This is a genomic window from Leclercia tamurae, assembly GCF_025566055.1.
In the GTDB taxonomy this organism is placed as follows: Bacteria; Pseudomonadota; Gammaproteobacteria; order Enterobacterales; family Enterobacteriaceae; genus Enterobacter; species Enterobacter tamurae.
Window position 1 is genome coordinate 206,637 of the sequence record NZ_JAMHKS010000070.1, and the last position, 19,957, is coordinate 226,593.

At 54.6% G+C, this 19,957-nt stretch carries 25 protein-coding genes; 13 read left to right on the forward strand and 12 right to left on the reverse strand.

The features are described 5' to 3' along the window. The first annotated feature begins 63 nt into the window (after positions 1 to 63). A complete protein-coding gene (yhbY, locus tag M8318_RS08790) occupies positions 64 to 357 on the forward strand; it encodes a ribosome assembly RNA-binding protein YhbY (RefSeq protein WP_095099897.1) in 294 nt (97 codons plus the stop codon). A gap of 152 nt (positions 358 to 509) precedes the next feature. On the opposite strand, the gene greA is transcribed toward yhbY, so the two are convergent. Next, positions 510 to 986 (reverse strand): transcription elongation factor GreA, encoded by a 477-nt coding sequence (gene greA / locus M8318_RS08795; RefSeq protein WP_142487242.1) that lies wholly within the window; start codon positions 984 to 986, stop codon positions 510 to 512. A 246-nt stretch (positions 987 to 1,232) separates the two neighbouring features. Here greA and dacB point away from each other — a divergent pair, with 246 nt between their 5' ends. The 3 genes from dacB to pmrB are packed head-to-tail and all read left to right on the forward strand — an operon-like array spanning position 1,233 to position 4,371. Then, positions 1,233 to 2,666: a serine-type D-Ala-D-Ala carboxypeptidase gene (dacB, locus tag M8318_RS08800; RefSeq protein WP_262662014.1), complete on the forward strand. Its 1,434-nt coding sequence runs from the start codon at positions 1,233 to 1,235 to the stop codon at positions 2,664 to 2,666. Positions 2,667 to 2,668: 2 nt separating this feature from the next. Further along, entirely contained in the window at positions 2,669 to 3,331 is a 663-nt protein-coding gene (gene pmrA, locus M8318_RS08805) for a two-component system response regulator PmrA (RefSeq protein ID WP_262662016.1), read from the forward strand. After that, positions 3,328 to 4,371, forward strand: coding sequence for a two-component system sensor histidine kinase PmrB (pmrB, locus tag M8318_RS08810; RefSeq protein ID WP_262662018.1), 1,044 nt, complete (start codon positions 3,328 to 3,330; stop codon positions 4,369 to 4,371). The genes pmrA and pmrB overlap by 4 nt, the downstream gene beginning before the upstream one ends. A gap of 36 nt (positions 4,372 to 4,407) precedes the next feature. Here pmrB and cgtA read toward each other — a convergent pair whose 3' ends face one another. The 4 genes from cgtA to rplU all read right to left on the reverse strand — a co-directional run bounded on the left by cgtA (position 4,408) and on the right by rplU (position 7,249). Beyond that, a complete protein-coding gene (gene cgtA, locus M8318_RS08815; RefSeq protein ID WP_106994822.1) occupies positions 4,408 to 5,583 on the reverse strand; it encodes an Obg family GTPase CgtA in 1,176 nt (391 codons plus the stop codon). Between the two features lie 15 nt (positions 5,584 to 5,598). After that, positions 5,599 to 6,564 (reverse strand): DMT family transporter, encoded by a 966-nt coding sequence (locus M8318_RS08820; protein ID WP_106994823.1) that lies wholly within the window; start codon positions 6,562 to 6,564, stop codon positions 5,599 to 5,601. Positions 6,565 to 6,660: 96 nt separating this feature from the next. Next, positions 6,661 to 6,918, reverse strand: a complete 258-nt coding sequence (gene rpmA / locus M8318_RS08825; protein WP_007673187.1) for a 50S ribosomal protein L27 — start codon at positions 6,916 to 6,918, stop codon at positions 6,661 to 6,663. 19 nt (positions 6,919 to 6,937) lie between these two features. After that, positions 6,938 to 7,249, reverse strand: a complete 312-nt coding sequence (rplU, locus tag M8318_RS08830) for a 50S ribosomal protein L21 (RefSeq protein WP_106994824.1) — start codon at positions 7,247 to 7,249, stop codon at positions 6,938 to 6,940. A gap of 256 nt (positions 7,250 to 7,505) precedes the next feature. Between rplU and ispB the strand changes: the two genes are divergently transcribed. Next, positions 7,506 to 8,477 carry an octaprenyl diphosphate synthase gene (gene ispB / locus M8318_RS08835; protein WP_166184226.1) on the forward strand — a complete coding sequence of 324 codons (972 nt, stop codon included), beginning with the start codon at positions 7,506 to 7,508 and terminating at the stop codon, positions 8,475 to 8,477. A 230-nt stretch (positions 8,478 to 8,707) separates the two neighbouring features. Then, positions 8,708 to 8,995: a DNA-binding transcriptional regulator SfsB gene (sfsB, locus tag M8318_RS08840; RefSeq protein ID WP_262662021.1), complete on the forward strand. Its 288-nt coding sequence runs from the start codon at positions 8,708 to 8,710 to the stop codon at positions 8,993 to 8,995. A gap of 60 nt (positions 8,996 to 9,055) precedes the next feature. Here sfsB and murA read toward each other — a convergent pair whose 3' ends face one another. The 7 genes from murA to mlaF all read right to left on the reverse strand — a co-directional run bounded on the left by murA (position 9,056) and on the right by mlaF (position 13,847). Further along, positions 9,056 to 10,315, reverse strand: a complete 1,260-nt coding sequence (gene murA / locus M8318_RS08845) for a UDP-N-acetylglucosamine 1-carboxyvinyltransferase (RefSeq protein ID WP_106994827.1) — start codon at positions 10,313 to 10,315, stop codon at positions 9,056 to 9,058. Positions 10,316 to 10,367: 52 nt separating this feature from the next. Then, on the reverse strand, positions 10,368 to 10,622 hold the full coding sequence (gene ibaG, locus M8318_RS08850; RefSeq protein WP_032614457.1) for a BolA family iron metabolism protein IbaG: 255 nt from the start codon (positions 10,620 to 10,622) through the stop codon (positions 10,368 to 10,370). Between the two features lie 125 nt (positions 10,623 to 10,747). Further along, positions 10,748 to 11,041 (reverse strand): lipid asymmetry maintenance protein MlaB, encoded by a 294-nt coding sequence (mlaB, locus tag M8318_RS08855; protein WP_106994828.1) that lies wholly within the window; start codon positions 11,039 to 11,041, stop codon positions 10,748 to 10,750. Next, positions 11,041 to 11,676, reverse strand: coding sequence for a phospholipid-binding protein MlaC (gene mlaC / locus M8318_RS08860; protein ID WP_106994829.1), 636 nt, complete (start codon positions 11,674 to 11,676; stop codon positions 11,041 to 11,043). The genes mlaB and mlaC overlap by 1 nt, the downstream gene beginning before the upstream one ends. Before the next feature lie 3 nt (positions 11,677 to 11,679). Then, positions 11,680 to 12,240, reverse strand: a complete 561-nt coding sequence (gene mlaD, locus M8318_RS08865) for an outer membrane lipid asymmetry maintenance protein MlaD (RefSeq protein ID WP_106994830.1) — start codon at positions 12,238 to 12,240, stop codon at positions 11,680 to 11,682. Between the two features lie 4 nt (positions 12,241 to 12,244). Next, positions 12,245 to 13,027, reverse strand: a complete 783-nt coding sequence (mlaE, locus tag M8318_RS08870; protein ID WP_106994831.1) for a lipid asymmetry maintenance ABC transporter permease subunit MlaE — start codon at positions 13,025 to 13,027, stop codon at positions 12,245 to 12,247. A 7-nt stretch (positions 13,028 to 13,034) separates the two neighbouring features. Then, positions 13,035 to 13,847 carry a phospholipid ABC transporter ATP-binding protein MlaF gene (gene mlaF / locus M8318_RS08875; protein WP_262662025.1) on the reverse strand — a complete coding sequence of 271 codons (813 nt, stop codon included), beginning with the start codon at positions 13,845 to 13,847 and terminating at the stop codon, positions 13,035 to 13,037. Between the two features lie 229 nt (positions 13,848 to 14,076). Here mlaF and M8318_RS08880 point away from each other — a divergent pair, with 229 nt between their 5' ends. Genes M8318_RS08880 through rpoN form a run of 7 tightly spaced genes read left to right on the forward strand, consistent with a single transcriptional unit; the run spans position 14,077 to position 19,943 of the window. Next, positions 14,077 to 15,054, forward strand: a complete 978-nt coding sequence (locus M8318_RS08880; RefSeq protein ID WP_262662027.1) for a calcium/sodium antiporter — start codon at positions 14,077 to 14,079, stop codon at positions 15,052 to 15,054. Between the two features lie 13 nt (positions 15,055 to 15,067). Beyond that, positions 15,068 to 16,054, forward strand: a complete 987-nt coding sequence (kdsD, locus tag M8318_RS08885; RefSeq protein ID WP_262662029.1) for an arabinose-5-phosphate isomerase KdsD — start codon at positions 15,068 to 15,070, stop codon at positions 16,052 to 16,054. A 14-nt stretch (positions 16,055 to 16,068) separates the two neighbouring features. Next, positions 16,069 to 16,635, forward strand: a complete 567-nt coding sequence (kdsC, locus tag M8318_RS08890) for a 3-deoxy-manno-octulosonate-8-phosphatase KdsC (protein ID WP_106994894.1) — start codon at positions 16,069 to 16,071, stop codon at positions 16,633 to 16,635. Next, a complete protein-coding gene (lptC, locus tag M8318_RS08895; protein ID WP_106994835.1) occupies positions 16,632 to 17,207 on the forward strand; it encodes an LPS export ABC transporter periplasmic protein LptC in 576 nt (191 codons plus the stop codon). The genes kdsC and lptC overlap by 4 nt, the downstream gene beginning before the upstream one ends. Continuing rightward, positions 17,176 to 17,730, forward strand: coding sequence for a lipopolysaccharide ABC transporter substrate-binding protein LptA (lptA, locus tag M8318_RS08900; protein ID WP_106994836.1), 555 nt, complete (start codon positions 17,176 to 17,178; stop codon positions 17,728 to 17,730). The genes lptC and lptA overlap by 32 nt, the downstream gene beginning before the upstream one ends. A 6-nt stretch (positions 17,731 to 17,736) precedes the next feature. Then, entirely contained in the window at positions 17,737 to 18,462 is a 726-nt protein-coding gene (gene lptB / locus M8318_RS08905; protein ID WP_106994837.1) for an LPS export ABC transporter ATP-binding protein, read from the forward strand. Between the two features lie 47 nt (positions 18,463 to 18,509). Further along, a complete protein-coding gene (rpoN, locus tag M8318_RS08910) occupies positions 18,510 to 19,943 on the forward strand; it encodes an RNA polymerase factor sigma-54 (RefSeq protein WP_262662032.1) in 1,434 nt (477 codons plus the stop codon). Positions 19,944 to 19,957 lie beyond the last annotated feature (14 nt).

The window sequence follows — 19,957 nt, forward strand, 5'->3', positions numbered from 1 at the left end:
CGATATTAGGGAGATGGCGGTAGAATGAACCGTTTTCAATCCCAACGTAAGCAAAAATATACGATGAATCTGAGTACTAAACAAAAACAGCACCTTAAAGGTCTGGCACATCCGCTCAAGCCTGTAGTTATGCTTGGCAACAATGGTTTGACCGAAGGGGTACTGGCCGAGATTGAACAAGCGCTGGAGCACCACGAATTAATCAAAGTGAAAATCGCCTCTGAAGACAGAGAGACTAAGACTTTGATCGTGGAAGCAATCGTGCGCGAAACCGGCGCCTGTAATGTACAGGTCATCGGTAAAACGCTGGTGCTCTACCGTCCATCTAAAGAGCGTAAAATCTCGCTGCCACGCTAAGATTATCCTGAATTGAACACATTTACTGTGTAAAACGAGGGGTTTTTCTTAAGCAGGTGAGCAAAATGCCATGCTCCTTGAGTTGATAAAAGGCCGCTATGCGGCCTTTTTCCTATCTTTACAATGTATCAACATCTGGCAGGAGATGCGAATTACAGGTAATCAACCTTGATAATTTCGAACTCCACTTCCCCACCCGGGGTACGGATGGTGACCACATCGTCCTGCTCTTTGCCAATCAGGCCGCGGGCAATCGGTGAGTTTACCGAGATCAGATTCTGCTTAAAATCGGCCTCGTCATCACCCACGATGCGGTAAGAAACTTCTTCATCGTTATCCAGATTGATCACGGTAACGGTGCAACCAAAAATGACACGCCCGTTGTTTGGCATCTTGGTGATATCAATCACCTGCGCATTCGACAGCTTGGCTTCGATATCTTTAATACGCCCTTCGCAGAAACCCTGCTGCTCACGCGCAGCGTGGTACTCGGCGTTCTCTTTCAAATCGCCGTGCTCACGCGCATCGGCGATGGCTGCAATGATCTCAGGGCGGCGAACAGATTTCAGAAAATCCAGCTCTTCGCGCAGTTTTTCAGCCCCACGTAAGGTCATCGGAATAGCTTGCATTTGTTATACCTCTTTGACATTCCTGTTAGGTACGGGTAACTGACCCGACGACTGGCCCCGCAGGCATCACAGCCTGGCACAGGCCAGAAGCAAAAGAAAACTGACCCGGAAGCAAAGTTCCAGGACAGCAGCAATTTTTCAATTTGATACGCATTTTAACGCGAAGTTCAGTATGGGTCATCGTTTACTTTACAGGGCGTTGGGCCGTAGTATGGCGGTTTGTTTCCGGGTTGTTAGCGCGAGATTATGCGATTTTCCAGATTTATCATCGGATTGACCACCACATTTGCGTTCACTGTCCAGGCAGCGAACGTTGACGAGTATATTAATCAGCTGCCCGATGGTGCCAATCTTGCCCTGATGGTGCAAAAGATAGGTGCCCAGGCCCCTGAGATTGATTACCACAGCCAGCAGATGGCCCTGCCCGCCAGTACGCAAAAGGTGATCACGGGACTGGCCGCCCTGCTGCAGCTGGGGCCCGATTTTCGCTTTACCACCACGCTGGAAAGCAAAGGCAACGTTGAGGGCGGTGTGCTGAAAGGCGATCTTATCGCCCGTTTTGGCGGGGATCCGACCTTTAAGCGTCAGGATATTCGCAACATGGTCGACGTGCTAAAGAAGTCAGGCGTGCAGCGCATTGAAGGCAATGTGCTTATCGACACGTCTATCTTCGCCAGCCATGATAAAGCCCCGGGCTGGCCGTGGAACGACATGACCCAGTGCTTTAGCGCGCCGCCTGCGGCCGCGATTGTCGATCGCAACTGCTTCTCCGTTTCGCTGTACAGTGCACCAAAACCCAATGATTTAGCTTTTATTCGGGTGGCGTCCTACTATCCGGTCACTATGTTCAGTCAGGTGCGTACCCTGGCGAAAGGGTCGCCGGAAGCGCAGTACTGCGAACTGGACGTGGTACCGGGAGATCTTAACCGCTTTACGTTGACCGGATGCCTGACGCAGCGCGCCGATCCGCTGCCACTGGCCTTCGCCATTCAGGATGGCGCAGGCTATGCCGGGGCGATCCTCAAAGACGAACTGAAGCAGGCCAACATCACCTATAGCGGCACGCTATTACGTCAGACCCAGAGCAACGAGCCGGGCACCGTGATTGCCAGTAAGCAATCGGCGCCGCTGCACGACCTGCTGAAGATCATGCTGAAAAAATCGGACAACATGATTGCCGACACCGTGTTTCGTATGATCGGCCACGCCCGCTTTGGCGTTCCTGGCACCTGGCGTGCCGGGTCGGATGCGGTCCGGCAGATCCTGCGTCAGCAGGCCGGTATTGAGCTCGGGAATACCATCGCGGTCGATGGCTCAGGTCTGTCGCGCCATAACCTGATCTCCCCTGCCACCATGATGCAGGTCCTTCAGTACATTGCTCAGCACGACACTGAACTAAACTTTATCTCGATGCTGCCGCTCGCCGGTTATGACGGCTCCCTGCAGTACCGGGCTGGCCTGCACGCCGCGGGCGTGGATGGCAAAGTCTCCGCTAAGACGGGCTCGCTCCAGGGCGTCTATAATCTGGCCGGGTTTATCACTACCGCCAGCGGGCAGCGGATGGCTTTTGTGCAGTATCTTTCTGGCTACGCGGTTGAACCTGCAGACCAACGTAATCGCCGTATCCCGCTGGTGCGCTTTGAGAGCCGGCTTTACAAGGATATTTATCAGAATAACTAGCGATGAAATTACTCATTGTCGAAGACGATCTGCTGCTGCAGGAAGGACTGGCTCTCGCGCTCTCTGCCGAGGGCTATACGCTCGATTGCGCTGGCACTGCCGCCGAGGCTGATGGCCTTATCCAGAGCGGCGAGTACAGCCTGGTGATCCTCGATCTTGGCCTGCCGGATAAAGATGGAGCCACCCTGCTGAGGGAGTGGCGTCGTCGTGGAGTGGATAATCCGGTGCTGATCCTGACGGCGCGCGATGCGCTGGAAGACAGGATCAACGGCCTCGACTCCGGCGCCGACGACTATCTGGTGAAACCTTTTGCCCTGGCGGAACTACAGGCGCGGGCAAGGGCCTTAATCCGGCGTTATCAGGGGCACAGTGATAACCTGCTCAGTGACGGGGATCTGACGCTAAACCTGCAAACGCAGCAGGTATTACAGCAGTCCCAGCCGGTGGAGGTCACGCCAAAAGAGTTCGCCCTGCTAACGCGGCTGATCATGCGTACCGGGCAGACCGTCCACCGTGAGACCCTACAGCAGGATATCTACTCCTGGCAGGACGATCCCGGCTCGAACACCCTTGAGGTTCATATCCATAACCTGAGGCGCAAGCTGGGTAAAGACCGCATCAAAACCGTGCGCGGCGTGGGCTATCGTCTGGAGAGCCAAAAATGAACAGCATGCGCCGTCGTCTGATGGTGCTGTTAGCAGTCATTCTGCTGTTCTTTCAACTAATCAGCGTTATCTGGCTCTGGCATGAAAGCCGGGAGCAGATCGGCTTCCTTGTCAGCGAGACGCTTTCCGCCAAATCGCGCAACCAGCATGTTGAGAAAGAGATCCGGGAGGCGATCGCCTCGTTGCTGGTGCCTTCCCTGGTGATGGTCGGTTTTACGCTGCTGTTCTCCTTCTGGGCCGTCAGCTGGATCACCCGCCCCCTCAATCAGCTCCGCTCCAGCCTGGCAAACCGCTCTGCCGACAATCTCACCCCGCTGCCGATGTATTCCGATATGGAAGAAGTTGGCGCCGTGACCACCTCTCTGAATCAACTCCTTGCCCGGCTGGATCAAACCATTCAGCAGGAGCGTCTGTTCACTGCTGACGCCGCACACGAGCTGCGTACGCCCCTGGCGGGCATCCGCCTGCATCTGGAGCTGATGGCACAGTCAGGCTCGCCTCAGGCCTCTACGCTGATTGCCCGTATCGACCAATTGATGCATACCGTGGAGCAACTTCTGATGCTGGCCCGGGCGGGCCAGGCTCTGGCCAGCGGTCATTACGATACGGTTAACTGGAGCGAATCCATCTTTGCGCCGCTGGCGCTGGAAAATGAGACCAGAGATCACACTCTGATCTGGCCGCAGACGGGCTCCCTGAGCGTACAGGGAGATGCCATCCTGTTGCGGCTGATGCTGCGCAATTTGCTGGAGAACGCGGTGCGTTACAGCCCGGCGGGAACCACCATTGAAGTCAGCATGCAGGAAGTCGACGATGGTACCCTGGTAAGTGTCTGCGATCAGGGGCCAGGCATTGATGAGGCACATCGCCAGTCCATTACCGAGCCGTTTCGCCGTATCGATCAACGCTACGGCGGCAGCGGGCTGGGGTTAAGCATCGTCCAGCGTATCGTGCAGTTGCATCGCGGCAAGCTGACGCTGGAAAACCGTTCCGAAGGTGGGCTGACGGTCAGCTGCTGGCTACCGGCAAAATTGAATTAAAAAAAAGCCCCCTTGATAAGGGGGCCATTGACGGTCTTAACGCTTGTAGATGAATTCGACGCCTTCTTCGTCGTCTTCGTCCCAGTCGTCATCCCAGTCTTCGTCGTCTTCTTCTTCCGTCTGCTCTTCAAGCTGCTGACGGTGGTAGTCATCCCACATGAATTCGACTTTTTCAGGCTGCTTCGCTTCTTCTGCCTGCGTTACCGGGTTCTCGATGATGAAGGTCATCACGTCCCAGCACAGATCTTTCACGCCCATCTGGCTTGCCGCAGAGATGAGATAGTACTTATCTTCCCAGCCCATCGCTTCCGCAATGGCTTTCGCCTTCGCTTCGGCTTCTGCTTTGTCCATCAGGTCGATCTTGTTGAAGACCAGCCAGCGCGGCTTAGCAGCCAGCTTATCGCTGTACTTTTCCAGCTCGCCAATAATGATGCGGGCGTTCTCTACCGGATCGGAACCGTCGATCGGATCGATATCGATGAGGTGCAGCAGAACGCGGCAGCGCTCAAGGTGTTTCAGGAAGCGGATCCCTAAACCAGCACCTTCCGCGGCGCCTTCGATCAGGCCCGGAATATCCGCCACCACGAAGCTCTTCTCGGTGTCCATACGCACCACGCCGAGGCTTGGCACCAGGGTAGTAAACGGATAGTCCGCCACTTTCGGCTTGGCCGCAGAGACTGCACGGATGAAGGTAGATTTACCGGCATTCGGCATCCCCAGCATCCCGACGTCTGCCAGCAGCATCAGCTCGAGCTGCAGATCGCGCTTGTCACCCGGCGTACCCATCGTTTTTTGACGCGGGGAACGGTTCACGGAGGATTTGAAACGGGTGTTCCCCAGACCGTGCCAGCCGCCTTTCGCTACCATCAGGCGCTGACCGTGTTTGGTCATATCACCCATGGTTTCGCCCGTGCCCTGATCGATAACGCGCGTCCCGACCGGCACTTTCACGCTGACATCTTTCCCGCGCTTGCCGGTACAGTCACGGCTCTGGCCATTCTGGCCACGCTCTGCGCGGAAAGCTTTCTCGAAACGGTAGTCGATCAGGGTGTTAAGGTTCTCGTCGGCTTCAAGCCATACGTCCCCGCCGTCACCGCCATCGCCGCCGTCAGGGCCGCCACGCGGAATGTATTTTTCACGGCGGAAGCTTACGCAACCATTACCGCCATCACCTGCCACGACCAGGATCGTTGCTTCATCAACAAACTTCATTTTACTCTCCGTAAATCATTCGCCTGAGCGGGGGACAACTACAACCGCTTCACTTTTGCGCCAACGTCCCCAAAGACGATGACCAATGGCGGAATACATCGCGCCCGCAACCACGACAAACGCACCGATATAAGCCAACAGGTTTAACATCGGTTTGACGAAGAAATCGGGCCAGGCCATTGATAATAAATCTGAAAATAACAGCGTAAATAGCGGGGTAAGCGTAATCAGTGCGCTCACCTGTGCCGCCTGCCAGCGCGCCATCGCTTCCGCCAGCGCGCCATAACCGACTAACGTGTTCAGACCACAAAAGATCAGACACGCCAGTTGCCAGTCGCTTAACTGGGTAATGACTCCCGGCTTCGCCAGCGGCAACAGTGCGATTGTACATAAAGTGTACAGCAAAAACAGGATCTGCTGTGACGCCAGACGACGCAATAACACCTTTTGCGCGACGCCATAACTTACCCATACCGCCGCCGCACTCACGCCGAAGATCACACCCCAGGTGTAATCCGTCAGGCGGGTAAAGATCTCTATCAGACTGGTATTGAAGAACAACACCAGACCGCAAAGTAGCATCATTGCCCCAATCACCTGCGTGCCGCGCATCTTCTCTTTGAGGATAACGACACTGGCGATCATCATGCCAACCGGCGACAGCTGACCGATAACTTGCGAGGCGGTAGGGCTAAGATACTGCAGGGAAGAACTGAACAAGATGAAGTTGCCAAACAGACCACCTGTCGCAATCGCCAGTACAATAATCCAGCGTGGCTTGCGAAAAATGCGCATCGGCGGAAGCTTACCCTTGATTGCCAGGATAGTCCCCAGACCAACACCGGCCATCAGGAAGCGATAAAACACCACCGTTGGTGGTTCCATCACTTCAAGAACCTGCTTCATTGCAATGGGCAATGCGCCCCAGCACATCGCGGTGATGAGTGCCAGGAGAATACCAATGCCGGCTTGCTGCTTCATGCCCGTTTTCCCTACAGAAAAAATTACCGGGTTTCCAATGTAAAAAGCCCCGCAACACGTTGCGGGGCTTTAATCCGTTACCGGACCGAGAAAACCTTACTCAGCAACAATGCTGATGTATTTACGGTTGTTCGGGCCTTTAACTTCAAATTTCACTTTACCGTCTGCTTTAGCAAACAGAGTGTGGTCACGACCGCAACCTACGTTGTTACCCGCGTGGAACTTAGTGCCACGCTGACGAACGATGATGCTACCCGCCAGAACAGTTTCGCCACCGAAACGCTTAACGCCAAGGCGTTTAGCTTCTGAATCGCGACCGTTACGTGTGGAGCCGCCAGCCTTTTTATGTGCCATTTAAATCTCTCCTCAGGTCTTAGGCGCTGATGCCAGTAATTTTCACATCAGTGAACCACTGACGGTGGCCCTGCTGCTTACGGTAGTGTTTACGACGACGAAACTTAACGATCTTAATTTTCTCGCCACGACCATGAGCAACAACTTCAGCTTTGATAACGCCGCCATCAACGAAAGGAACGCCGATTTTGACTTCTTCACCGTTTGCGATCATCAGAACTTCAGCGAACTCAACAGCTTCGCCAGTTGCGATGTCCAGCTTTTCCAGGCGAACGGTCTGACCTTCGCTTACTCGGTGTTGTTTACCACCACTTTGGAAAACCGCGTACATATAAACTCCGCTTCCGCGCACATCCTCGTGTGATTCAGAGTGCGCTATAAATATTCACAATAGGGCGCGAATATTACGCAAAACGTGAGCCGTTGACAAGTGCTACCGTCAATACATGAAGAAAAAAAACACAACACGTACGGTAACGTTTATCTGAGGCGTTTTTTCAGTACAATCAGCGCTACTATTGATAAACCGAACCCTACGTTAGCCCATTTGAAATGTGGAAAACAGGACTACAAGCCCGGCTTTTGCGATGAATTTAGAAAAAATCAATGAGTTAACCGCGCAAGATATGGCGGGTGTAAATGCAGCGATCCTGGAACAGCTCGACTCTGACGTTTCCCTAATCAATCAGTTGGGTTACTACATCGTCAGCGGTGGGGGCAAACGCATCCGTCCAATGATCGCTGTGCTGGCCGCTCGCGCGGTAGGCTATCAGGGGAATGCGCACGTCACTATTGCGGCGCTGATCGAATTTATTCATACCGCTACGTTGCTGCATGATGACGTTGTCGATGAGTCCGACATGCGTCGTGGCAAAGCCACCGCCAACGCGGCATTTGGCAATGCTGCCAGCGTGCTGGTCGGTGATTTTATCTATACGCGCGCCTTCCAGATGATGACCAGCCTCGGCTCGCTGAAGGTGCTGGAAGTGATGTCCAAAGCGGTGAACGTGATCGCGGAAGGCGAAGTTCTGCAGCTTATGAACGTCAACGACCCGGATATCACCGAAGAGAACTACATGCGGGTGATCTACAGCAAAACCGCACGTCTGTTTGAGGCGGCGGCCCAGTGCTCCGGTATTCTGGCTGGCTGTAGCGAGGAGCAGGAACGTGGCCTGCAGGATTACGGGCGCTATCTTGGCACCGCCTTCCAGCTGATCGACGATCTGCTCGATTACAGCGCCGATGGCGAGACGCTGGGCAAAAACGTCGGGGACGACCTCAATGAGGGCAAACCGACGCTCCCGCTGCTGCATGCCATGCGTAACGGCACCCCTGAACAGGCAAACCTGATCCGCGAAGCCATTGAACAAGGAAACGGCCGACACCTTCTGGAACCTGTACTGGAAGCAATGGCAACCTGTGGTTCACTGGAATGGACGCGTCAGCGTGCCGAGGAAGAAGCGGATAAAGCCATCATCGCACTTCAGGTCATCCCTGACAGTCCATGGCGTGATGCCCTGATCGGTCTCGCCCATATTGCTGTCCAACGCGATCGATAAGCAGTTCCAGGAACTCTCTTTTTCATGAAAAGAGAGTTCCGATAAGTTCCCAATAATATCCATAACGTTGTTAAAGAATCCGCTTACAGGCCGCATGATTAAAGCCCTGGCAAAATCTGAATGTTGCTTCCAGTAACGCGAACTTTTTAGAACCGCTGTTCGAAGAAGGTATAGTAAATATGTCATTTAATTGAAATGACGTGAACGTACCAGAACATAGGGACCGCTGAATGGATAAGAAATTTATCGACTGGCACTCGGCCGATATTATTGCCGCGCTGCGTAAAAAGGGAACATCACTGGCGGCAGAATCCCGTCGTAATGGCCTCAGTTCATCCACCCTGGCAAACGCGCTGACGCGCCCCTGGCCGAAGGGAGAACTGATCATTGCAACGGCATTAGGTACCGACCCCTGGGTCATTTGGCCATCACGCTATCATGACCCGCTAACCCACGAGTTTGTCGACAGAACGCGTATGATGCGCCAGAGCAGAAAACAAAAAGAGCGCCAACAATGACGCTCCCCTGAGCAGGACCAGCACCCCCCCGGTCAATATGGCAGGGGGCTGCCTTAACGATTACTCGCCTTTCACACGCTCAATATTAGCACCCAGGGCACGCAGTTTATCTTCGATGCGCTCATAGCCGCGATCGATGTGATAAATACGGTCCACCAGCGTTGTACCTTCCGCAATACAGCCCGCCAGCACCAGGCTCGCAGACGCACGCAGATCCGTCGCCATCACCTGCGCCCCGGACAGTTTTTCCACGCCATGACAGATCACGGTATTGCTTTCGATCTCAGCATGTCCGCCCATACGGATCAGTTCCGGTACGTGCATAAAGCGGTTTTCGAAGATGGTTTCGGTAATGAAGCCAGTCCCTTCTGCCACCAGGTTCAACAAAGTGAACTGCGCCTGCATATCGGTCGGGAACGCAGGATGCGGAGCAGTACGCACGTTCACGGCCTTAGGACGCTTACCGTGCATATCCAGGCTGATCCAGTCTTCACCGATTTCGATGTCCGCACCGGCATCACGCAGCTTAGCCAGTACCGCATCCAGCGTATCAGGCTGTGCGTTACGACAAACGATCTTACCGCCGGAGATGGCCGCCGCAACCAGGAAGGTCCCGGTTTCAATACGGTCAGGCAGGACGCGATACACACCGCCGCCCAGGCGCTCAACGCCTTCAATGGTGATACGGTCGGTACCCTGACCGGTGATCTTCGCCCCCAGCGTATTCAGGAAGTTCGCGGTGTCCACAATCTCTGGCTCACGCGCGGCGTTCTCGATGATGGTGGTACCTTCAGCCAGCGTTGCCGCAGACATGATGGTGACGGTTGCGCCAACGCTCACCTTATCCATCACGATATGCGCGCCCTGCAGGCGGCCATTAACGGAGGCTTTGACGTAACCCTCTTCCAGCTTAATTTCGGCGCCCAGCTTCTCGAGGCCGAAAATATGCAGATCGACCGGACGCGCGCCAATCGCGCAGCCGCCCGGCAGAGAAACCTGACCCTGACCAAAACGGGCCACCAGCGGACCCAGCGCCCAGATAGAGGCGCGCATGGTTTTCACCAGGTCGTACGGCGCGGAGAAGTTGTTCACATTGCTGGCGTCGATCCACACGGAGCCGTTACGTTCAACCTTGGTACCCAGCTGGCCGAGCAGCTTCATGGTGGTATCAATGTCTTTCAGTTTCGGGACGTTCTGGATCTCTACCGGCTCTTCTGCAAGCAGTGCGGCGAAGAGGATCGGCAGCGCGGCGTTTTTGGCGCCGGAAATTGTGACTTCGCCCTGGAGACGCGTAGGTCCCTGAACACGAAATTTGTCCATGTGATTACTCTCTGTATGAATTCAACCGTGCTGCGGGCAACTCACCCTCAGCTCAAAAACCGTTCAGTTTGCGATCGCGTGCCCACTCAGTCGGGGTGAACGCCTTGATCGACAGGGCATGGATGCGATTATCCGCGATATATTCCATCAGCGGCGCATAAACAGCCTGCTGTTTTTTCACGCGGCTCATGCCGTCAAAGATCTCTCCCACAGCAATAACCTGAAAGTGGCTGCCGTCACCGGAGACGTGGGCTTCCTGGAGGGCTAGTGCGTTCATCAGCACGGTCTGGATTTCATGATTTTCCATGGGATCTCTATCATCTGGTGTGAAAACAAGCCCAACATCTTAGAGCAAAGTGGCGCGGTCTTAAACAAGCAAAAAGCCCCGACGATGAAACAGTCGGGGCTTTTGATAGTAACGTACTGAAAAAATTAGCGAGGCAATACGTCTTCCGGCAAATTATAGAGCTGAGCCAGGGTGATAACGTTGTCGCTGGCACCCGCCAGCGTCACCTGCCTGCCCTGCCCTTTGCCTGCTGCCACCAGATGAACCAGCAGCGCGACGCCCGCCGTATCCACGCGAGAAATGCCGCCAAGGTCGATACAGGAGATTCCCTGCATGGCTTCATGACGCGCATCCCACAGAGGATTCAGATAATCCTGATCCAGCTCGCCAGTGAGTAACAGCGTCTCGCCCTCACGGGTCCAGCTGAGCTGCGACGTCATTATTTCTTCTCATCCAGAGTGATTTTCTGACGCGAGATGCTGTTCAGCTGGGCAGTCAGGCCATCAATGCCCTTGGTGCGCAGCAGGTCACTCCATTCATTCTGCTTGGTGGTAATCATGCTGACGCCTTCGGCAATCATGTCGTATGCCTGCCAGTTACCGTTCTGGCTGTTCTTACGCCACTGGAAGTCCAGACGCACTGGCGGACGACCGTTCGGATCGACGATGGTCACGCGGATAGGCAGGATGGTGGCAGAACCCAGCGGCTGTTCCGGCGCAATCTGATAGGTCTGACCGTGGTACATCGCCAGCGCCTGACCGTAAGCCTGCTTCAGGTACTCACGGAACGCAGCAAAATAGGCATCACGCTGGGCTGGCGTTGCGTCTTTGTAGTAACGACCCAGCACCAGGGCCCCGGCATATTTTACCTGCACATACGGCAGCAGCTCCTGATCAACCACATCGCGCAGATAATCGGGATTGGACCGAATTTTCGGCTGCTCATTTTTAAGGCGATCGAAGGTTTTCTTAGCCGCCTCATTCATCTGTTGATAGGGATTGCTCTGATCGGCTGCGTTAGCGGCAGTCAAAGGGGCAATCATCAGCATGGCAACCATTAACAGTCGTTTAATCATGAATTACTTCTCCTGAGATGAATTCGTCGTGCCAACAGGCGGCGTAATGTCACTCTGCGCAGGTGTCTGAGCAGCTTGATTCTCGTCACCCCCTTTACTGTTGCTGTTGTAAAGGAACTGACCAATCATATCTTCCAGCACCATGGCTGACTTCGTATCCTGAATCACGCCACCGTCTTTAAGGATAGTCGTTCCCAGTTCGGGATCTTCAAAACCGATGTTCAGCGCCAGGTATTGTTCACCTAACAGACCGGAGGTACGGATAGACAGGGAGCTGGTATCCGGGATGTGGTTGTAGCGCTCTTCAATATCCAGCGCAACGCGCGGCAGATAGGTTTTCTCGTCGAGAGTGATGTCGGCCACGCGCCCGACCACGACCCCGCCAATACGCACCGGAGAACGGCTTTTCAGGCCACCGATATTATCGAAGGTGGCATAAATACGGTATGTCGGCTCGGTACGGATCGTCGTGACATCTGCCACTTTGAAGCTTAAAAACAGTGCGGCCAGCAGTGCCAGCAAAACAAATACGCCTACCCAAATTTCTACTTTTTTCGTTTGCATGAACTCATTTCCCAAACATCAGTGCGGTGAGCACAAAATCCAGAGCCAGTATGGCCAGCGACGAATGCACAACAGTGCGGGTGGTTGCCCGGCTGATACCGGCAGACGTCGGGATGGCATCGTAGCCATTGAACAACGCAATCCAGGTGATCGTTATGGCAAATACCGCGCTTTTAATCAGGCAGTTAACCAGATCCAGACGCCAGTCAACGGCGCTCTGCATCGCCGACCAGAAGAAACCGGCATCGATGCCTTTCCACTGCACGCCAACCATCGATCCGCCCCAGATCCCCACCGCAACAAACAGGATAGTCAGCAACGGCAAGGAGATCATGCCCGCCCAGAAGCGCGGCGCGATCACCCGACGCAGCGGATCCACGGCCATCATCTCCATACTGGAGAGCTGCTCGGTGGCACGCATCAGGCCAATTTCTGCCGTCAGCGCCGACCCGGCACGCCCGGCGAACAGCAGGGCAGCAACCACCGGCCCCAGCTCACGCAGCAGGGAGAGCGCCACCAGCATACCGAGGCTGGTTTCCGCACTGTAGGTGGTGAGGACCAGATACCCCTGCAGCCCCAGCACCATCCCGATGAAGACCCCGGAAACGATGATAATGAGCATCGACAGCACGCCGACATTGTACAGCTGGCGAACCAGCAGAGGGGCATGTTTGCGGAATTCCGGTTTCCCGACCAGCGCATTGAATAACATCAACCCGGCACGCCCGAACGTCCTGATGGTTTTTATGCCACGGTGTCCAAGAGCGGCCAACGCATTTAACAGCATGAGTGGCTTAACTCCCTATTCCCAATAAATCTTGATGATAATCGCCCGCCGGATAACGGAACGGCACGGGGCCATCGGCAATACCGTCGAGGAACTGACGGACGCGGGCATCGCAGTTACTCTGTAATGCTTGTGCGCTACCGTGCGCCACAATTTTTTTATCCGCCACGATATAGGCGTAGTCGGCAATGCTCAGCACTTCAGGTACGTCGTGGGTGACCACAATACAGGTCACACCTAATGCGCTGTTCAGTTCAGAGATCAGTTTGACCAGCACGCCCATGGTGATGGGATCCTGGCCGACGAACGGCTCATCGAACATGATCAGATCGGGTTCCAGCGCGATCGCGCGCGCCAGGGCCGCGCGACGGGCCATCCCGCCAGAGAGTTCGGAAGGCATCAGTTTGGCTGCGCCACGCAGGCCAACGGCCTCGAGCTTCATCATCACGGTGCTTTTCAACAGTTCCGGCGGCAGACGCGTATGCTCCCGCAGCGGATAAGCGACATTATCGAAGACGTTCATGTCAGTAAAAAGCGCCCCGGACTGAAAAAGCATGCTCATGCGTTTACGTACGGTATAGAGGCGCGAGCGGGACATCGCCGGGATATTTTCGCCGTCAAAGAGGATCTCGCCCTGGCTCGGCGGGATCTGCCCACCAATCAGGCGCAATAACGTCGTTTTACCAATGCCGGACGGGCCCATGATGGCGGTGATTTTACCGCGAGGCACGGTGAGAGAGATGTTGTCAAAAATGACCCGGCTGCTGCGCGTGAAGCTGACGCCACGGACATCGACTATATTCGCCCCATTCAGGCTCATGTACATTTCCTTTCTATTGCCGGTTCAGGATCAGCTTGATGCCTGATTTCGCCGCAAACCCAACATTTTTACAGAATATTACCTGTGCAGGTAAGCGAAAGCTGGCATTTGTTTTACTTTTACAACGCATAAAGTCAAAATTAGGAATACGTTACGTCTACAGACAGTATGCAGCGGCAGAGATTTTTTCTCGGTGGACCGGCGAGTATACCTGAAGAAAGGACTTTTGATGCTTCTTGCAACGGCACTGTTAATAATTGGTTTACTTTTGGTGGTCTACAGTGCCGACCGTCTGGTGTTCTCCGCATCAATACTGTGTCGTTTATTGGGTATTCCCCCCTTGATTATTGGGATGACGGTGGTCAGCGTGGGTACCTCCCTGCCGGAGATTATCGTCTCTGTCGCCGCCTCGCTGCACGATCAGGTTGATCTCGCCGTGGGAACAGCTATTGGCTCCAACATCGTCAACATCTTGCTCATCCTGGGACTTGCCGCACTGCTCCATCCATTTCGCGTGCATTCTGATGTTCTGCGACGCGAATTACCGCTAATGTTAATTGTCAGTCTGCTGGCCGGTTATGTGTTATATGACGGGCAGTTAACCCTCAGCGATGGCATTTTCCTGCTGGCACTGGCGGTCATCTGGCTGTTTTATATTGTTAAGCTGGCCCGGGCGGCAGAAAAGCAGGGCAATGACACCCTGACCCTTGAGCAGGTTGCAGAGCTGCCGCGTGAGGGAAATTTGCCCGTTGCGCTGCTCTGGCTGGGAGTGGCGCTAATCATCATGCCGATGGCGACGCAGATGATCGTTGATAATGCGACGGTGCTGGCCAACTACTTCGCCATGAGCGAATTAACCATCGGCCTGACGGTGATTGCCATTGGCACCAGTCTCCCCGAGCTGGCCACGGCGATTGCCGGCGCGCGTAAAGGCGAAGATGACATAGCGATTGGTAATATCATCGGTTCCAATATTTTCAATATTGCCATTGTGCTGGGTCTGCCGGCCCTGATTGCTCCCGGCGCGTTTAATCCGCTGGCGTTCAGCCGGGATTACGGGGTGATGGTGTTAGTCAGCGCTATCTTCGCCCTGCTCTGCTGGCGGCGTAAAAGGCAGATTGGTCAGGGCGCTGGCGCGCTGCTGACGGTGGGATTTATCGTATGGATGGCGATGCTGTACTGGCTCTCGCCTCTTCTCTCTGGGTAAACGGAAACGCATTATGTCGCAAATAGAATTGCAGCCGGGTTTTGACTTTCAGAAAGCAGGAAAAGAAGTTCTGGAGATAGAACGTGAAGGTCTGGCGCAGTTAGATCAATACATTAATCAGGATTTTAGCCTCGCGTGTGAGAAAATTTTCCACTGCACCGGCAAAGTCGTGGTGATGGGAATGGGCAAATCCGGGCACATTGGTCGTAAAATGGCGGCTACCTTCGCCAGTACCGGCACCACCGCCTTTTTCGTTCATCCCGGTGAAGCGGCGCACGGTGATCTCGGCATGGTCTCAGCGCAGGATATCGTCATCGCGTTATCCAACTCGGGTGAATCGAATGAGATCCTGGCCCTGATCCCGGTGCTGAAGCGGCTCCACGTTCCCCTTATCTGTATCACCAGCCGCCCTGAGAGCAGCATGGCGCGCGCCGCAGATATCCATCTGTGCGTCAAAGTGCCAAAAGAGGCCTGCCCGCTGGGACTGGCACCGACCTCCAGCACCACCGCTGCGCTGGTAATGGGGGATGCACTGGCTGTCGCCCTGCTCGAAGCCCGCGGCTTTACCGCCGAAGATTTCGCCCTCTCCCATCCGGGGGGTGCGCTGGGACGTAAATTGCTGCTGCGGGTGAATGACATCATGCATACCGGGGATGAAATTCCACGCGTCAGTAAAGAGGCCTCCCTGCGCGATGCGCTGCTGGAGATCACCCGTAAAAACCTCGGCATGACCGTCATCTGCGATAATCAGATGAAAATTGACGGGATATTCACCGATGGGGATCTGCGCCGCGTGTTCGATATGGGTGTAGATGTTCGTAAGCTGGGTATCGCCGATGTGATGACCCCGGGGGGGATTCGGGTGCGTCCCGGCCTGCTTGCTGTCGAAGTATTAAACCTGATGCAGTCCCGCCATATCACCTCCGTCATGGTTGCTGATGGCGACCAGTTGCTGGGTGTGGTACATATGCATGATCTGCTGCGCGCAGGCGTAGTGTAATGAAGGATAAGACAATGATTAATGCGGGTGCATCCCTTGCAACCTGTTATGGCCCGGTCAGTGCGCAGATGATGTCGCAGGCCGAAAACATTCGCCTGCTGATTCTGGATGTCGATGGCGTGCTGTCTGACGGCCTGATTTATATGGGCAACAATGGCGAAGAGCTGAAGGCCTTCAACGTCCGTGATGGTTACGGCATTCGCTGTGCGCTCACGTCTGGCATAGAAGTTGCCATCATCACCGGGCGTAAGGCTAAACTAGTAGAAGATCGCTGCGAAACGCTGGGCATTACCCATCTCTATCAGGGACAATCCGATAAGATGGTCGCTTTCAGGGACTTACTTGGTAAACTGGCCATCGCCCCGGAAAACGTCGCCTACGTCGGAGACGATCTGATTGACTGGCCAGTGATGGCAGAAGTGGGTTTGAGCGTCGCCGTGGCTGATGCACATCCGCTTTTGATCCCGCGCGCTGACTATGTCACCCGTATCAACGGTGGCCGCGGCGCAGTAAGAGAAGTCTGCGACCTGCTGCTGCTGGCGCAAGGTAAGCTTGATGAGGCCAAAGGGCAATCGATATGAGTAAAACCAGACGTTGGGTTATTATTCTGCTTTCGCTGGTAGCACTGGTACTGATTGGCGTGAATCTCGCTGACAAGGACGACGAACAAGCGCCGGCGGTCAATACTAACGATCCAACATACAAAAGCGATCATAGCGATACCGTGGTGTACAGCCCGGAAGGGGCTTTGAATTATCGCCTTATCGCTCAGCATGTTGAGTATTTTTCCGAACAGGGCGTCTCCTGGTTTACCCAACCGGTGATGACCACGTTTGATACCAATAAAGTGCCGACCTGGTCGATTAAATCAGACCGGGCAAAACTGACGAATGACCGTATGCTTTATCTGTATGGTCATGTTGAGGTGAATGCGCTGACCGCAGACTCACAGCTGCGCAAAATCACAACCGATAACGCACAGATTAACCTTGTGACGCAGGATGTCACGTCGCAGGATCTGGTTACGTTATACGGCACCACATTTAATTCCAGCGGTCTGAGAATGCGCGGGAACTTACGCAGCAAGAACGCAGAGCTGATTGAAAAGGTTAGAACCTCCTATGAAATTCCAAGCAAACAAACTCAGCCTTAAATTTGTTATTGCCAGCGCGCTGCTGGCCGTCAGCCTGCCCGCGCTTGCTGTAACGGGTGATACCGAGCAGCCGATTCATATCGAATCCGATACGCAGTCGCTCGATATGCAGGGCAACGTGGTGACCTTTACCGGCAATGTGGTCGTGACCCAGGGCACCATCAAAATCAACGCCGACAAGGTGGTGGTGACGCGTCCTGGCGGGGAAGACGGTAAAGAGATTATCGATGGCTACGGCAACCCGGCCACCTTCTACCAGATGCAGGACAACGGTAAGCCGGTGAAAGGCCGTGCCTCCCAGATGCACTACGAGTTGGCGAAGGATTTTGTGGTGCTTACCGGGAATGCGTTCCTGGAGCAGCTCGACAGCAACATCAAGGGCGACAAGATCACCTATCTGGTGAAAGAGCAAAAAATGCAGGCCTTCAGTGAAAAAGGCAAACGCGTGACCACCGTCCTGGTTCCATCGCAGCTGCAGGACAAAAACAACACTCAGGCCCCGGCACAGAAAAAGAGTAACTAATTCGTTATGGCAACATTAACTGCAAAGAATCTCGCCAAAGCCTACAAGGGCCGTCGCGTAGTGGAAGATGTCAGTTTGACCGTCAACTCCGGCGAAATTGTCGGCCTGTTGGGTCCTAACGGTGCGGGTAAAACCACTACCTTTTACATGGTGGTCGGCATTGTGCCCCGCGACGCGGGTAACATCATCATTGATGACGAAGACATCAGCCTGCTGCCGCTTCATGCACGTGCGCGTCGCGGCATCGGTTACCTGCCACAGGAAGCGTCGATCTTTCGCCGTCTGAGCGTCTTCGACAACCTGATGGCGGTGCTGCAGATCCGTGATGATTTGACCTCCGAGCAGCGTCAGGATCGTGCCAACGAGCTGATGGAAGAGTTCCATATCGAACATCTGCGCGACAACATGGGCCAGGCGCTCTCCGGTGGTGAACGTCGCCGTGTGGAAATTGCCCGCGCGCTGGCAGCCAACCCGAAATTTATTCTGCTTGATGAACCTTTTGCGGGCGTCGACCCGATTTCGGTTATTGATATCAAACGAATTATTGAGCATCTGCGCGATAGTGGTCTGGGCGTGCTTATCACCGACCATAACGTGCGTGAGACGCTGGCGGTCTGTGAGCGGGCTTACATCGTCAGCCAGGGCCATCTGATTGCCCACGGCACACCGCAGCAGATCCTCGAAGACGATCATGTTAAGCGCGTGTATCTTGGGGAAGACTTCAGACTCTGATAGGGTAGAAGTTCAGTCTCGCGTAAACGGAGAAAAATGCTCTGAACATGAAGCAAGGTTTGCAATTAAGGCTCAGCCAACAGCTGGCAATGACGCCGCAGCTCCAACAGGCCATTCGTCTGTTGCAGCTGTCGACGCTAGAACTCCAGCAGGAGCTCCAGCAAGCGCTGGACAGCAATCCCCTGCTTGAGCAAACCGATCTTCACGACGAGGTAGAAACAGAGCAAACCCAGGACACCGAAAATCTCGACAGCGTTGATGCGCTGGAGCAAAAAGAGATGCCTGACGAGCTTCCTCTGGATGCCAGCTGGGATGAGATCTACACCGCCGGCACGCCATCCGGCACGCGCGCAGACTACCAGGATGATGAATTACCGGTGTATCAGGGCGAGACCACCCAGTCGCTGCAGGATTACCTGATGTGGCAGGTGGAGCTGACGCCGTTTTCCGATACCGATCGCGCCATCGCTACCTCCATTGTCGATGCCGTCGATGAGACCGGCTATTTGACCGTGTCGCTGGACGACATTCTGGAAAGCATCGGTGATGATGAGATCGATCTTGAAGAGGTCGAAGCGGTTCTGAAGCGCGTGCAGCGTTTCGATCCGGTCGGCGTCGCAGCACGCGATTTACGTGACTGCCTGCTGATTCAGCTTTCGCAGTTCGTTAAAGAGACGCCGTGGCTGGAAGAGGCTCGCCTGATCGTCAGCGAGCATCTGGATCTGCTGGCCAACCACGACTTCCGCTCATTGATGCGCGTAACGCGACTGAAAGAAGAGATCCTGAAAGAAGCGGTTAATCTGATTCAGTCGCTGGATCCACGGCCGGGGCAGTCCATCCAGACCAGCGAGCCCGAGTACGTTATTCCCGATGTGCTGGTGCGCAAGCATAACGGCCAGTGGGTTGTGGAACTGAATTCCGACAGCATCCCGCGCCTGCAAATCAATCAGCACTACGCCTCGATGTGCACCAGCTCGCGCAATGATTCGGATAATCAGTTTATCCGCAGTAATCTGCAGGAGGCGCGCTGGCTGATCAAGAGCCTCGAGAGCCGCAATGACACCCTGCTGCGCGTCAGCCGCTGCATCGTGGAACAACAGCAGGCGTTTTTTGAGCAGGGTGAAGAATTTATGAAGCCGATGGTACTGGCCGATATCGCCCAGGCCGTCGAGATGCATGAATCGACGATTTCCCGCGTGACGACGCAGAAGTATCTGCACAGTCCGCGCGGTATTTTTGAGCTTAAGTATTTTTTCTCCAGCCACGTCAGTACCGAAGGCGGCGGCGAAGCCTCGTCGACGGCCATTCGGGCGCTGGTGAAAAAATTGATCGCCGCGGAAAACCCCGCGAAACCACTGAGCGACAGTAAGTTAACCACCATGCTGTCCGATCAAGGTATCATGGTGGCACGCCGTACTGTTGCGAAGTATCGAGAGTCTTTATCCATTCCGCCGTCAAACCAGCGTAAACAACTGGTCTGACACAACCGATAAGG

Excerpts from the sequence above, each read along its gene's own strand:
- ispB (WP_166184226.1), top strand. The coding sequence starts at position 7,506 with ATGAATTTAGAAAAAATCAATGAGTTAACCGCGCAAGATATGGCGGGT.
- rpoN (WP_262662032.1), top strand. The coding sequence starts at position 18,510 with ATGAAGCAAGGTTTGCAATTAAGGCTCAGCCAACAGCTGGCAATGACG.
- M8318_RS08880 (WP_262662027.1), top strand. The coding sequence starts at position 14,077 with ATGCTTCTTGCAACGGCACTGTTAATAATTGGTTTACTTTTGGTGGTC.
- mlaD (WP_106994830.1), bottom strand. The coding sequence starts at position 12,240 with ATGCAAACGAAAAAAGTAGAAATTTGGGTAGGCGTATTTGTTTTGCTG.
- sfsB (WP_262662021.1), top strand. The coding sequence starts at position 8,708 with ATGGATAAGAAATTTATCGACTGGCACTCGGCCGATATTATTGCCGCG.
- pmrB (WP_262662018.1), top strand. The coding sequence starts at position 3,328 with ATGAACAGCATGCGCCGTCGTCTGATGGTGCTGTTAGCAGTCATTCTG.
- mlaC (WP_106994829.1), bottom strand. The coding sequence starts at position 11,676 with ATGATTAAACGACTGTTAATGGTTGCCATGCTGATGATTGCCCCTTTG.
- pmrA (WP_262662016.1), top strand. The coding sequence starts at position 2,669 with ATGAAATTACTCATTGTCGAAGACGATCTGCTGCTGCAGGAAGGACTG.
- lptB (WP_106994837.1), top strand. The coding sequence starts at position 17,737 with ATGGCAACATTAACTGCAAAGAATCTCGCCAAAGCCTACAAGGGCCGT.
- mlaE (WP_106994831.1), bottom strand. The coding sequence starts at position 13,027 with ATGCTGTTAAATGCGTTGGCCGCTCTTGGACACCGTGGCATAAAAACC.
- kdsD (WP_262662029.1), top strand. The coding sequence starts at position 15,068 with ATGTCGCAAATAGAATTGCAGCCGGGTTTTGACTTTCAGAAAGCAGGA.
- murA (WP_106994827.1), bottom strand. The coding sequence starts at position 10,315 with ATGGACAAATTTCGTGTTCAGGGACCTACGCGTCTCCAGGGCGAAGTC.
- greA (WP_142487242.1), bottom strand. The coding sequence starts at position 986 with ATGCAAGCTATTCCGATGACCTTACGTGGGGCTGAAAAACTGCGCGAA.
- mlaB (WP_106994828.1), bottom strand. The coding sequence starts at position 11,041 with ATGACGTCGCAGCTCAGCTGGACCCGTGAGGGCGAGACGCTGTTACTC.
- ibaG (WP_032614457.1), bottom strand. The coding sequence starts at position 10,622 with ATGGAAAATCATGAAATCCAGACCGTGCTGATGAACGCACTAGCCCTC.
- cgtA (WP_106994822.1), bottom strand. The coding sequence starts at position 5,583 with ATGAAGTTTGTTGATGAAGCAACGATCCTGGTCGTGGCAGGTGATGGC.
- yhbY (WP_095099897.1), top strand. The coding sequence starts at position 64 with ATGAATCTGAGTACTAAACAAAAACAGCACCTTAAAGGTCTGGCACAT.
- lptC (WP_106994835.1), top strand. The coding sequence starts at position 16,632 with ATGAGTAAAACCAGACGTTGGGTTATTATTCTGCTTTCGCTGGTAGCA.
- M8318_RS08820 (WP_106994823.1), bottom strand. The coding sequence starts at position 6,564 with ATGAAGCAGCAAGCCGGCATTGGTATTCTCCTGGCACTCATCACCGCG.
- rpmA (WP_007673187.1), bottom strand. The coding sequence starts at position 6,918 with ATGGCACATAAAAAGGCTGGCGGCTCCACACGTAACGGTCGCGATTCA.
- dacB (WP_262662014.1), top strand. The coding sequence starts at position 1,233 with ATGCGATTTTCCAGATTTATCATCGGATTGACCACCACATTTGCGTTC.
- kdsC (WP_106994894.1), top strand. The coding sequence starts at position 16,069 with ATGATTAATGCGGGTGCATCCCTTGCAACCTGTTATGGCCCGGTCAGT.
- lptA (WP_106994836.1), top strand. The coding sequence starts at position 17,176 with ATGAAATTCCAAGCAAACAAACTCAGCCTTAAATTTGTTATTGCCAGC.
- mlaF (WP_262662025.1), bottom strand. The coding sequence starts at position 13,847 with ATGAGCCTGAATGGGGCGAATATAGTCGATGTCCGTGGCGTCAGCTTC.
- rplU (WP_106994824.1), bottom strand. The coding sequence starts at position 7,249 with ATGTACGCGGTTTTCCAAAGTGGTGGTAAACAACACCGAGTAAGCGAA.